Below are 12,554 nucleotides of genomic sequence, written 5' to 3' on the forward strand. Positions count from 1 at the left end.
ATATTAGTAAAAATAATATAAAAAGATTAAGAAAAAAGTTAAAAAATAAAATTAAAATTAACTAACGATACCTTCGCTAGTAATTTTAAATACACATTCCCCTTCAGGCAAATGAGGAGAATCCACTAAACGCGCAATTCTTTTTCCTGCCAATCCTTTTTTAAGCCATATTCTATAAGTAGATGCATGGCCTAAAACGTGTCCTCCAATAGCTTTGGTAGGACTTCCAAAAAAGGAATCAGGTTTAGCTTGAACTTGATTAGTTAAAAATATTGCAACATTGTAAGTATTTGCGATTTGTTGAAGAGAATGTAAATGTTGATTTAATTTCTGTTGTCTTACAGCTAAAGATTCCCTTCCAACATATTCTGCTCTAAAATGAGCCATTAATGAATCCACAATAACTAATTTAACATTAGCTCCACTTTGAATAAGTTCATTAATTTTATCAACCATTAATATTTGGTGTGCGGAGTTAAATGCACGGGCAACATGAATTCTGCTTAATACTTCTTCAGTATCCAATTCAAATCCTTCAGCAATTTGTCTAACTCTTTCTGGACGGAAAGTGTTTTCGGTATCGACAAATACACATTCCCCATCAAGTCCTCCAAGTTCTTCGGGCAACTGAACAGTTACTGCCAATTCATGTGAAATTTGACTTTTACCAGATCCAAATTCTCCGAATACTTCGGTGATGGATTGGGTTTCAATTCCCCCACCAATTAAATCATTGAATTCCTGGCTTCCAACAGTGATGTGTCCTACATCTTTTCTTCTTTCATCTACTTCTAATGCGGTTTCAAAAGTAATATTTTCAGCTCTGCGTGCTGCTTCAATAACTTTTTCTGCAACGCCTTCACCAATTTCTGCTTTTACTGATAATTCTTTTGGAGTAGCGGTAGCTAATCTCATCATATCAGCAAAACCTGCATCTTTTAATTTTTCTGCTGTTTTTTCACCAACACCTGGTAAATCACTTAATTCGACCATAATAATCACTCCTCATTTATTTAATAATATTTTTTCAAGAGTTTTTTAGGATTTAACCTATTTGTTTCAGCATATTCGTCAAAGCTAACATTAGCAATTATTTCAATTGTATATCCCACTAAATCTTCAAGTTTATCTTCGATTCCCAATCCATCTTCCATAAGGGAAACTACTTTCTCTTTATCCATTCCAATAAGTTCTTCAGCTAAATTATCAAAGAAAGTAGCTTGGATTTCACCAGTGTCGTCTTCAATTCTTGTAGGGATCATAAGAGTATAACTCGGTTCATCAAACACATGTCCACAGTTATCACATGAAAATTCATCGCCAGAATCTTCAACACTTGCACGGCAATTTGGACATTTTACAAGTATTGTTTTTTCACTGCTGACTTCTTTGATTTGAGCAGTGATATGGACATTAGTATCATCTTCTAATAATGATTCGATAGATTTAGGAACAAAAATAATTTCCATCAATTCTTCATAAGAAGGTAATTTTTCTAATTCAGATTCACTTGGCTCTAAAATAGTAGTGGCTCCAGATACATTAGCTTCTACACGATTATTTCTATCATTATATCTGAAACGAGGATTTTGCAATTTAATTGCTTGACCTAATTCAAATTCTTTGTTTGCATCATCATTCCATAGAACAACAACAACCGATCCGGTATCATCAGCAATTTCTATATTTTTAACCTGTCCTTCACCATCGTCTCTTTCAAAGGTGCGTACATCAAATATTTCTATTACTCTACCAATGATTATCTTATCCATTTCGTCTTCTTCGACTTCATCAATACTGATGTAGTCATAAAGTGTTTTTTCCAATGATTCTAATTTAGGGATGAACATGGAAGATGCTTCTTCTTCAGATAATCTGATGATTCTGGAACTTCCGCCGATGTTTAAATCTACATTATACATTCCAAGCCTAGTTCTTGCATTTTCAATCCTGTAAGCTTCACCTACCTCATAATCTCCTTGAGCTTTTACATCCCATAAAGATAATCTTACTTTGCCGGATTCATCAGCAAACATTGCTGAACGGACAATTCCTTTATCTCCACTATCTCTTTCAAATTCTCTAGGATCTTCAAGAGACAGGAATCTTCCAACAATATCAATTTCAATACCGTCATCATCCATTAGTTCTATTTCACCAATTTTGGTTGGGCGTAATTCATTTCTTAAATTGTCCAATTCATCAAATTCTTCAGCAGATAAATTTTCAGGATTGATTGTGATTTGAGTATTGAAATTAGTATTCATTGAGTATTGGCTTTGAGTGTATTCATCATAACGGACATCCCCACCAATGATTTTAACAATGTCTCCTTTGCTTATTGGTAAAGCTGTATCATCACCCCAAACTGTTACCCTTATTTCGCCGGTGGTGTCCCGGACATCGAAGTTCCTTAATTTTCCTTCAGTATTATCAGTTTTTCTTGTGAAAATTTTAACATCCTGAAGTCTTGAAACGATACCTTTAATTGAAACATCTTTTTTTTCTCTTAAATCCCCAATAGGACTGTATTCTATATTAATTTCCGGCACATCAAAGTCGCCTGTTATAATTCTGCCATCCCAGTGAGTTAAATTTATTTCAGATTCCCCATCTCTGTTTGCCCTTTCACGAGCCTGAGCTTGGAGAATTTTAATGGTATCTCCATCTTCAAGTTTTAAATCATCAATTAAGTCAACATTTTTATTCCATAATGTATAAGAGATTTGTCCTGAACTGTCTTGTAATTCAAGAGATGCAACTTTTCCTTCTTTTCCGTTTTTCTCATAGCTTCTTATGGTTGGAATTCTAACGATTCTTGCAATGATATTGACTTTCGTATCTGCTTGTATATCTGCAATGTTTGTAATTTCTTCTTCATATACTGGGAATTTAGAAGAATCCTCTTCTAATTTAACAACCGTTGATCTTGGTCTTAAATTTGCCTCAAGGCCTGAATATCCCTCTTTGATATCTACATTTTTAATTTGAATAATGTCTCCTTCTTTAACATGATCAAGTAATTTAATATTTTGAGTCCAAAAAACTGCTTTTAACTCACCGGTGCTGTCCTTTAACTCAACATTGCAAACTTTACCACTTTGACCTTTTCGGGTTTTAAATGATTTTTTGTTTGAAATTGAGATTATTCTACCTGCAACAGTGACATCCCTGCTTCCCTTCTCAAGTTTATCAATAGTATTAACATTAAATTCTGGTTTTTCAGAAATCATTTCATTTTTTTCATCTACTAGTTCGCCAACAACCATGTCGGCCAAACTAACATCTGTCATAAAGGGGTTATGACTTTCTTGCTGTCTAAAATGTTCCATTCTAGAAAAGAATTCATCTTGGGAAAGTTTATCGCTGACCTTATCATATCTTTCTTGAAGATCTTCTGTCATTACATTGGAAGATTCTTCTACTTTATTTTCAAATATTGATGTATCAACTCCGTTGTGATTTTGCACTACCATCTGTGCAGCTCCAAAATCATCAATGAAATCAATGCCATTATTGTCAGCTTTTAAATTTTCCATTTCTTCTAAGAACTCTTCTTTAGAAAGTTTATCTTTAACTTTTTCGTATTCTTGTAAAATTTTTTCTTGCATACCAAACCCTCACAGAAAAGTTAATTATAATTTTATAATTATAGCGTATATAAAGTATTAGAGAGAGCATTTGAAAAGTATTCCCAATACAATTTTTTTAAAAAATTCAATATAAATATTGGTAAAGTGCACACATGTGCAAATTACACAACAATGCTAATATGCATTAGGATTTTTCTTTAATGCTGTTTTAATCATTATAGCCAGGTCTAAACCCATGTGCCAATTTTCCACATACTCAATGTCATATTCTATGCGCTTTTTGATGGAAGTATCTCCACGGCAACCATGAATCTGAGCCCAACCTGTCAGACCAGGTTTTACTTGGTGTTTGACCATGTATTTTGGAATTGTTTCTTTGAACTGCTCTACAAAATACGGCCTTTCAGGCCTTGGACCCACAACACTCATTTCACCTTTTAAAACATTGAAAAACTGAGGCAATTCGTCAATGCTGGTTTTTCTAATGATGTCTCCAACTTTTGTTTTTCTTGGATCGTCTCTTGTTGTCCATTCAGATTTTTCCTCACTTGGATCTTGCACTTTCATGCTGCGGAATTTATACATCATGAAAGTTTTACCATTATGCCCCATTCTCTCTTGTTTAAATATGACAGGTCCAGGAGAGGTAAGTTTAATCGCAACAGCTGTAATAATCATTATAGGTGATGTAATAATAATTGCTATTATGGAGATAACGTAGTCTGACATGAATTTTAAAAATTTATTAAAATCATCGTCAAGGGGAACATAGCGAATGTTGATAATCGGAATATCCTCAATCATGTCAATAGATGGTTGAGCAGGGAAATATCTTATGTAATCTGGAATAATCTCTGCCTTAATTCCTACTTTTTCACAGCTCTCCACTAGTTCATTAATCTTATAATAATATTTTAAAGGAATAGCTAAAACAACCCTATCATAACTATTAGTTTCAAGTATATAGTCTAAGTCTTCAAATGTTCCAATAATCTGACTTCCTTCAATCTCCGCACCAACATGATCTGCCCTTCCCAAGAATCCGCTAATAACAAATCCCAAATATGAATTGTTCCTGATTTTTCTTGCAAATGAAAATGCTAAATCATTATCTCCCACAATCAGGATATGTTTTAAATTACGATGATGAACTCTTAAATTCTTTAAAATACTCCTAATGATGAATCTTTCAATGATTCCAAAGAATGTTGCTATAATCGCCAGTAAAAATAGCATTATTCTTGAAAAATCAGGTTGGTGTATAATAAACAGTATGGAAACCAAAGTGATGAATGCTAAGATATTAACTTTAATAAGTTTAGTGGCTTCTGAGAAAATATTTTTATAAGTTCTGCGAGGTTTATATAACCCAAATGCAAAGTATAAAATCAGATAAACCGGAATAATAGCCAACAATAAAAATAAAGCGTAGCTATAAAAGCCCAAATGACCTCCAATCGGGCCGAATAAAGTAGTTTTAAACCTTAACCAAAGTGAACACACAAGCGATATGGATATCACTAAAACATCAATAAAAACCAATATTACGTTTAATATTCTTTGATTCTCCTTTATCATAATAACTACCAAAAAAACTAGTTTCCAATAATATATATGTAAGAACCATTAATTAACCTTTCTTTTTAAACAAATTTAGAAAAAGTTTTAAACAGCATAAAAAGGCAATTCCCAAATAAACAATCCAATTAATCATGAAAAATGATTCATTAGCATGGTGTTTTTTATAATAAATATACATTGCACGGTAAAACTCATAAATTAATTTGGATTTCTGTTTTTTGCTGCTTGCTCCCTTAAGATGGGTGATTTTAGATTGGCCATGATAAATTATCTTCCAGCCAGCTTGCTTAATGCGATAACACAAGTCAATGTCCTCACCATACATGAAAAATGTTTCATCAAGCAAACCCACCTCATCAAGAGCTGATTTTCTCATGAAGATAAATGCTCCTGTAAGGCAATCGATTTCATAAACTCCATCGTCCGGAAGGTTGGTTAAATTATAGTCATCACCGCTTGTTTTTGTTGGAATATGAAACAGCCTGAAAAATGAATTTTTGACATTTGGAAAAGACCTTTTGCATGCAAGGTCAAGGTCGCCATTTTCCAAAAGAACCCTGCAGCCACATGCACCTACATCAGTGTGCTTTTCCATGTAATTATAGATATTTTCCAGCGTATTTTCCCATACAATCGTGTCTGAGTTTAGAAGAAGTTGATATTTGCCATTTGCTTGTCTTAAAGCTTGATTGTTTCCTGCTGCAAAACCATTGTTTTCAGCTGATGCAATGAATTTTACCTTATCTGAAAAATAATCCTGCAGGCGAGCCAAGCTATCGTCACTAGATGCATTGTCAACTACAAATATCTCTAAATCAAATGGATAGTCATAATCCATAATAGAATTTATAGTGTTTTTTGTTAGCTCAAAGGTTTGATAATTTACAACTACAACAGAAAGGTCCATGAAACTCACTGGCTATTTTTTAATAAATTTGAAAGTGTTGATTATTAGTCTGTATTCTATTTTAAAATAATTTTTCGCATTGGATGATTTGAATTTGACTTTTTTGATTTTGCCTCTAGTGGATAGACCTTCGCGAATGCCTGCCAGGTAAGCTGAACCAAAGCCTTTCTTTATAAAGAATACATATTTTATTAAAAATCCCAAAAACAAAAATATGAAGTTGGCAATTTTCAATGGTATTGGCAGATTTTTATAAACTACCCAAATATTATTTCTAGCGGCTAGCTTTACCTTGAATTCATTATAACGGCTTCCGCTTGTTGCACTTCCAATGTGATATACTATCGCATTTGGACATAAAACATTTTTGTACCCATTAATCCTTGATCTAACTGCAAGGTCCACATCTTCCATATAAGCAAAGAAATTATCATCAAACATTCCAACTTTACCCAATAATGATTTCTTATACATTGCAGCTCCCGCACAGGCTGAAAATATCTCACAAACTTCACTAAATTCTGTGGATTTGTGATTTTCTCCTCTCTTTTTAGTCCATGCAAGTAAATTATACTCGTCTCCAACATCATCGATTAAATCTTTGTTGCTGTATTGAAGCATTTTTGCTTGGGCGGAAAATATTTTATCGTCACTAGAAATTAAATCAACCAAAGCCTTAATTGAACCTTCCTTAACTTCAGTGTCGTTGTTCAGGGAAAATATATATTCATATTTAGCTTCACGAATTCCTTGATTGACCGCCGGCGAAAAACCTAAATTTTCACTGTTCTCTATTATCCTGACTGGAAAATTAAATGAATTATTTTTAATGAAATCCAGGCTATTATCGCTGGATCCATTATCCACTATAATTACTTCGCCAATATATTCAAAATCATCATTTAGCGATGCGAAAAAAGTTTTTAGGAATTTTTCCCCATTATAATTCGGAGTGACTACAGAAACCTTCATACTAATCAGATTGAATTTTTTAATTTCATCCACATTTTATAATATAATTTTGGATTTAATAAGAATAACCTTATTTTTAATTTAAATTTGCTATCCCCTTCATATTCAGATAGTTTTTCAAACAAATTTAATTCCTTCATTTTTCCCATCACTTCATCAAAATCATAACCCTTGTGAAAGAAGAAGTTCATATTTCCAAATATTGCTTTTGGAATCCTTGAGGTTATGATTAAATCTGAAAATTCTTGTTTATTGTTATTTTTATAAAATTCAGCCAAATTCTCGAAAACTTTTACAATGTCAAATCGTCTATAGTCAGTTGTGTTAATGGCTGAGTTAGGGTGTTGGACATAATAATAAGTAACATTATTGTTGATGGCGATTTCCCCTCCGTAATTGAGAGCCTTATGGGCAAATTCCGTGTCTTCACCGTAAACAATTCCAGGTGTAAATTTAATGCCATTATCTTTAATTATATCTGATTTATACATCAGTTGGAAAAAATTAAAGGTTATTTGCATATTTAATTCCATTTCAATAAATTCATGAGCTGTGATTAAGTCTTTTGAGTAAGTATCTATACTTTTTAATTCGTCTAGCTCTTTTTTAGCATATAATGTTAAACTAAAGTCTGTCTTGCCATTGTATAAACTTGAAAGGTGATTTTGTGAAATATAATCGTCTGCATCAACAAAAACCAGATAATCCCCATCTGCACCGTCAATACCCCGATTTCTTGCAACGCTGACTCCGGCATTTTCTTGATGGATGACCTTATGCGGTATCCTGCAGTCTTTTAGAGTTTCATTAATGATTTTCAGGCTATTGTCAGTTGAGCCATCATCTATGACAATCATCTCGAAATCATCAAAATCTTGAGAAACAATTGAATTTAAAGTATTGCCTATATATTTTGAAGCATTATAAACTGGAACAATTACACTAACCTTATAATTATCCATTTTACCTTCCTCTATTTAACAAGTAATTAACAATTCGCTCAGATGAATGGCCATCAATTTCATCAAATTGCATCTTAACAAATTCTGATATTCTGCTTTTATCAAAATCACCATCTTTGATTACATCAATTAGTTCATCGGAAGTATGAACAATCGGTCCCGGAACAGTAGTTTCAAAATCATAGTAAAAACCGCGCTCATTGGCTAAATAATCATCTAGATCATAAGTGAAAAAGACAGTAGGCTTATCTAAAACCGAATACTCAATCATTATAGAAGAATAATCAGTTATCAGAATGTCACTGATTAACATCAGCTCCTGCTCACTTTCATAATCGCTGACATCAATATACTGCCCATTAGCTGATATGTCCTTCCCATAGAAGTTTCTGATTTTAGGATGAAGTTTTAAAGCTAAAATATAATCATCCCCCAATTCCTGATTGAATTTCTCCAAATCAAGGTAAGTGAAGACATTGTTGTATTTGGCCTCTTCCCTAAAAGTCGGAGCATAGAGAATGATTTTCTTATCTGAAGACACATCATATTTACTGCAAAAATCCGATTTTAATTGGTCTGCATCATGATTTTCAAAGTAATAGTCCATTCTTGGAAGGCCCAAAGGCTTGATTTTGGTCTTGGATATCTGAAATGCTTCACCGTAATATTCCACAATATTTCGAGAAGTAACAATTAAATAATCAGTTTTTTCAGAAATTTTCCTTAAAATGCCTCTGCTTTTAATATCAACAGATCCTCCGAATTTTTTAGATGCTCCCGGAGCATGCCACAATTGGACAATGATGTTTTTAGGTTTAAATTCCATAAAAGCCAATGCAAAGAAATTGTCATTTAAAAATATATATCTAGAACCTGCTAACTTTTGTAAACTAGAATAGGATAACTTATCCTTATAAAAAAAGTGAAAATCATAATCGCCTTTTCTTTCAAACTCTCTTTTAATATATTCTAAGTTACCTTTAAAAGATTCGCGGGAATCCATAATAAATGAAATTCTGTTTGGCTCAACATAAGTATATCTAAATAATCTAAAGAGTAAACCATAGAGTCTATGTTTTAAATATGACATGATTACCTAAAAAGCTGCTAACAGTTCAGGAAGAACTCCAAGCATCGCCTGAATACCTAAAATGAAAATTGCTAAACCACCAATAAAATTAATAAATCTAGCATATTTCATGGCTATTTTTGTACCAAAAGTTCCGATTAAAAGCCAGCAAATAACAGCTGCAATACTTAACAAGGACAATCCAACTGGATCAACATGTGCTGAAACACCTTGAGCTGCTAAAATTAAGTTTTCAATATTGCCAAAAATTAATAAAGGAAGAAAATTCATTAATTCTGAATCCATACTATTCACCTCTAATGGAAGCAATCATTGCTTGGGCTCCTAAAATAAAAATAGCCAATCCTCCAATGAACTCAATGAAATCAACATATTCAATTAAAAACTGTGTTCCAAAAGTTCCTATAACCAACCACAAAACAACCCAAAAAATACTCGCAATTCCTAATTTAACCGGATTAACACCAGCTACAACACCTTGAGATGATAAAACTAAGTTTTCAATGTTTCCAAATATTATTAATGCTACAAAAGGTAAATATTGTTCCAACATCCAAATCACTATTTCCCAAAAAATAAATTTTAATTTCAAATTAATTATTAAACAATTATAATATATAAAAGTATCTTAAATTTAAGAATAAAAATAGATTTTAAATTGAATTATTTTAAAATGAACAAAAAACAGTATAGCAAATATTAAACAAAACAGCCCAAAAAAAGAATAAAATTGAATATTATAAAAGAGAGGTGTTTCAAATGTAACACTATCCATCCCCATACATCTTTTCATAATATTCCATATATTGACCACTTTTAACTTGAGCCGTCCAATCCTGATTATCCAAATACCACTGAATAGTTTCTTTAATACCTAATTCAAAAGAGTATTCCGGAACCCATCCCAATTCTTGCTGAATTTTACTTGAATCAATAGCGTATCGTCTATCATGGCCTAAACGATCACTAACAAATTCAATTAAAGATTCATCTTTACCTAAAGTTTCAAGAATTAATTTGACAATATAAATATTTTCTTTTTCATTGTTACCACCAACATTGTAAACTTCACCAAGTTTACCATCATGTAAAACTAAATCAATAGCTGTACAGTGGTCATGGACATGTAACCAATCCCTAATGTTTTTTCCATCCCCATAAATAGGCAATTTCTCATCTTCAAGAGTATTTGAAATCATCAACGGAATTAATTTTTCAGGAAACTGATAAGGCCCGTAATTATTAGAACAGCGAGTAATATTAACAGGCAAGTCAAAAGTTTCAAAGTAAGCTCTTGTAATTAAATCCCCACCGGCTTTAGAAGCTGAATATGGGCTGTTCGGTTGTAAAGGAGTAGATTCTACAAAGTATCCTGTTTTTCCAAGCGTTCCATAAACTTCATCAGTGGATATTTGAATATATTTATCGACACCGTGTTCTTTTGCTGCATTTAAAAGTACTTGTGTGCCTAATACGTTAGATTTAATAAAGATTTCCGGATTATTTATACTTCTGTCAACATGACTTTCAGCTGCAAAATTAATAACATAATCAGATTTTTTAACCAACTCATCAACAATAGATTTATCTCCGATATCCCCCTTAACAAATGAGTAATTGTTCTTATTTTCAATATCTTTTAAGTTTTCAAGATTTCCACAATAAGTTAAAGCATCTAAATTTATAATATGATAATCAGAGTATTTGTTAACCATATATCTTACAAAATTACTTCCGATAAATCCTGCTCCGCCGGTAACTAAAATATTTGTCATGATAATCACTAATATTTAATATTTACTTGTTTAAATGATTTTAATTTTTTATCTTTCTCGGATAAAATAATCTCATCAATTTCATCCAATGGCCAGTCAATAGCTATATCTTCATCATTCCACATGATTCCACATTCATCTTCGCCATGATAGAATTCTGTACATTTATATAAAAATTCCACCTCATCAGACAACACCAAAAATCCATGTGCAAATTTCGGTGGAATGTAGAGCTGTTTTTTATTTTCATCAGATAGAATCTCGCCATGCCATTTGCCATAAGTTGAAGAGTCCCCCCTAAGGTCAACACCAACATCAAAGACCTTGCCCCTAATAACACGAACTAATTTGCCCTGAGGATATTTCAATTGCAAATGCAGTCCTCTAAGCACTCCTTTTGATGATTTTGATTGGTTATCCTGAACAAAAGTTAAATCATGACCTGCCTTTTTAAAATCATTTTCATGATACGTTTCCATGAAGTATCCCCTATTGTCTTCAAAAACCTTAGGCTCAACAACAAACATACCATCTATATCAGTTTTCCTAAATTTAAATTTCCCCATAATATCATCTGTCAGCCAAATCAAATAAGTATTGCCCATAATCTGTCTTTTTAAGCTCATTAGCTGTTTTTAATAGCTGCTTTTCATCAATATAACCCTTGAGGTATGCAATTTCTTCAAGACATGCAATATACAGACTTTGCCTTTTTTGAACAGTTTCAATGAAATTTGCCGCTTCAAGCAATCCTTCATGAGTTCCCGTATCCAGCCAAGCCATGCCCCGACCCAATAATTCCACTTTAAGCTTGCCACGTTTTAAATACTCTTCATTAACAGATGTAATTTCAACTTCACCCCTATCAGAAGGTTTAACATTTTTAGCTATATCAATAACCTCATTATCATAAAAATATAGTCCGGGCACTATGTAATTCGATTTCGGTTTTTCTGGTTTTTCTTCAATTGACAGCACATTCCACTCATCATCAAATTCAACGACACCAAAAGCTTCTGGATTATTAGTATAATAACCAAATATTATTGCTCCTTCTCCAATACTGGTCGCCCTTTCAAGTATTTCAGTGAATCTATGGCCATGAAATATATTATCTCCTAAAATAAGCGCAACATTGTCATCACCAATGAAGTCCTCACCAATAACGAATGCTTCGGCAAGCCCATTAGGGTTTTCTTGAACCGCATACTCGAAGTTAATTCCAAGAGAAGATCCATCGCCCAACAAGTCCTTATACATTGGCAAGTCTCTAGGAGTTGAAATAATTAGAATATCTTTAATTCCTGAAAGCATTAAAACTGAAATTGGATAATAAATCATTGGTTTATCATATAGTGGCAATAATTGCTTAGAAACCGCTTTAGTAATAGGATATAATCGAGTTCCGGAGCCCCCTGCAAGTACAATTCCTTTCATAATAATCACCTATATTATTTTAAATTTTAAATAATCATTTTCACTAGCTGCATCTTCAAAAGTGTCTAAAATATCTTTATCAACTTCACTAGCATTAATTAATTCAATTTCACCATCTATCTCACATAAACAATCATATAAAGCATCTAAATTTTTACCATAATAATCTGGAAAATTTAGCGCTTCCATCAAGTAAACATGTCCCTGTCGATTAATTAGTTTGCCATCCAATTGCAT

Annotated in this window: 13 protein-coding genes; all 13 read right to left on the reverse strand. The window is 32.6% G+C overall.

The features are described 5' to 3' along the window. Positions 1 to 57: 57 nt before the first annotated feature. The 13 genes from radA to Q9968_RS05475 all read right to left on the reverse strand — a co-directional run bounded on the left by radA (position 58) and on the right by Q9968_RS05475 (position 12,554). On the reverse strand, positions 58 to 993 hold the full coding sequence (gene radA / locus Q9968_RS05415; RefSeq protein ID WP_294998331.1) for a DNA repair and recombination protein RadA: 936 nt from the start codon (positions 991 to 993) through the stop codon (positions 58 to 60). Between the two features lie 20 nt (positions 994 to 1,013). Beyond that, positions 1,014 to 3,611, reverse strand: coding sequence for an OB-fold nucleic acid binding domain-containing protein (locus Q9968_RS05420; RefSeq protein WP_305514220.1), 2,598 nt, complete (start codon positions 3,609 to 3,611; stop codon positions 1,014 to 1,016). A gap of 156 nt (positions 3,612 to 3,767) precedes the next feature. Further along, the gene (locus tag Q9968_RS05425; RefSeq protein WP_305514222.1) at positions 3,768 to 5,171 is read right to left on the reverse strand and encodes an undecaprenyl-phosphate glucose phosphotransferase; all 1,404 of its coding nucleotides are present in this window, start codon (positions 5,169 to 5,171) and stop codon (positions 3,768 to 3,770) included. Between the two features lie 52 nt (positions 5,172 to 5,223). After that, positions 5,224 to 6,081, reverse strand: a complete 858-nt coding sequence (locus Q9968_RS05430) for a glycosyltransferase family 2 protein (RefSeq protein WP_305514224.1) — start codon at positions 6,079 to 6,081, stop codon at positions 5,224 to 5,226. A gap of 12 nt (positions 6,082 to 6,093) precedes the next feature. Then, entirely contained in the window at positions 6,094 to 7,053 is a 960-nt protein-coding gene (locus Q9968_RS05435) for a glycosyltransferase family 2 protein (protein ID WP_342765947.1), read from the reverse strand. A gap of 5 nt (positions 7,054 to 7,058) precedes the next feature. Then, positions 7,059 to 8,015, reverse strand: a complete 957-nt coding sequence (locus Q9968_RS05440; RefSeq protein ID WP_305514227.1) for a glycosyltransferase — start codon at positions 8,013 to 8,015, stop codon at positions 7,059 to 7,061. A gap of 1 nt (position 8,016) precedes the next feature. Beyond that, positions 8,017 to 9,105: a CDP-glycerol glycerophosphotransferase family protein gene (locus Q9968_RS05445; RefSeq protein WP_305514229.1), complete on the reverse strand. Its 1,089-nt coding sequence runs from the start codon at positions 9,103 to 9,105 to the stop codon at positions 8,017 to 8,019. A gap of 6 nt (positions 9,106 to 9,111) precedes the next feature. Further along, a complete protein-coding gene (locus Q9968_RS05450) occupies positions 9,112 to 9,390 on the reverse strand; it encodes a hypothetical protein (protein ID WP_305514231.1) in 279 nt (92 codons plus the stop codon). 1 nt (position 9,391) lies between these two features. Next, complete coding sequence (locus Q9968_RS05455) at positions 9,392 to 9,658, reverse strand: hypothetical protein (protein WP_305514233.1); 267 nt, start codon at positions 9,656 to 9,658, stop codon at positions 9,392 to 9,394. A 214-nt stretch (positions 9,659 to 9,872) separates the two neighbouring features. Then, positions 9,873 to 10,880, reverse strand: a complete 1,008-nt coding sequence (rfbB, locus tag Q9968_RS05460; RefSeq protein ID WP_305514235.1) for a dTDP-glucose 4,6-dehydratase — start codon at positions 10,878 to 10,880, stop codon at positions 9,873 to 9,875. Positions 10,881 to 10,888: 8 nt separating this feature from the next. Continuing rightward, positions 10,889 to 11,446 carry a dTDP-4-dehydrorhamnose 3,5-epimerase gene (gene rfbC / locus Q9968_RS05465; RefSeq protein ID WP_305514237.1) on the reverse strand — a complete coding sequence of 186 codons (558 nt, stop codon included), beginning with the start codon at positions 11,444 to 11,446 and terminating at the stop codon, positions 10,889 to 10,891. 4 nt (positions 11,447 to 11,450) lie between these two features. Then, on the reverse strand, positions 11,451 to 12,317 hold the full coding sequence (rfbA, locus tag Q9968_RS05470; protein ID WP_305514242.1) for a glucose-1-phosphate thymidylyltransferase RfbA: 867 nt from the start codon (positions 12,315 to 12,317) through the stop codon (positions 11,451 to 11,453). A 9-nt stretch (positions 12,318 to 12,326) separates the two neighbouring features. Further along, positions 12,327 to 12,554, reverse strand: a complete 228-nt coding sequence (locus Q9968_RS05475; protein WP_305514246.1) for a barstar family protein — start codon at positions 12,552 to 12,554, stop codon at positions 12,327 to 12,329.

Origin of the sequence: Methanobrevibacter sp. V14, assembly GCF_963082475.1 — an archaeon.
In the GTDB taxonomy this organism is placed as follows: Archaea; Methanobacteriota; Methanobacteria; order Methanobacteriales; family Methanobacteriaceae; genus Methanocatella.

Coding starts and splice junctions, on each gene's coding strand:
- radA (WP_294998331.1), bottom strand. CDS start 993: ATGGTCGAATTAAGTGATTTACCAGGTGTTGGTGAAAAAACAGCAGAA.
- Q9968_RS05420 (WP_305514220.1), bottom strand. CDS start 3,611: ATGCAAGAAAAAATTTTACAAGAATACGAAAAAGTTAAAGATAAACTT.
- Q9968_RS05425 (WP_305514222.1), bottom strand. CDS start 5,171: ATGATAAAGGAGAATCAAAGAATATTAAACGTAATATTGGTTTTTATT.
- Q9968_RS05430 (WP_305514224.1), bottom strand. CDS start 6,081: ATGGACCTTTCTGTTGTAGTTGTAAATTATCAAACCTTTGAGCTAACA.
- Q9968_RS05435 (WP_342765947.1), bottom strand. CDS start 7,053: ATGAAGGTTTCTGTAGTCACTCCGAATTATAATGGGGAAAAATTCCTA.
- Q9968_RS05440 (WP_305514227.1), bottom strand. CDS start 8,015: ATGGATAATTATAAGGTTAGTGTAATTGTTCCAGTTTATAATGCTTCA.
- Q9968_RS05445 (WP_305514229.1), bottom strand. CDS start 9,105: ATGTCATATTTAAAACATAGACTCTATGGTTTACTCTTTAGATTATTT.
- Q9968_RS05450 (WP_305514231.1), bottom strand. CDS start 9,390: ATGGATTCAGAATTAATGAATTTTCTTCCTTTATTAATTTTTGGCAAT.
- Q9968_RS05455 (WP_305514233.1), bottom strand. CDS start 9,658: ATGTTGGAACAATATTTACCTTTTGTAGCATTAATAATATTTGGAAAC.
- rfbB (WP_305514235.1), bottom strand. CDS start 10,880: ATGACAAATATTTTAGTTACCGGCGGAGCAGGATTTATCGGAAGTAAT.
- rfbC (WP_305514237.1), bottom strand. CDS start 11,446: ATGGGGAAATTTAAATTTAGGAAAACTGATATAGATGGTATGTTTGTT.
- rfbA (WP_305514242.1), bottom strand. CDS start 12,317: ATGAAAGGAATTGTACTTGCAGGGGGCTCCGGAACTCGATTATATCCT.
- Q9968_RS05475 (WP_305514246.1), bottom strand. CDS start 12,554: ATGCAATTGGATGGCAAACTAATTAATCGACAGGGACATGTTTACTTG.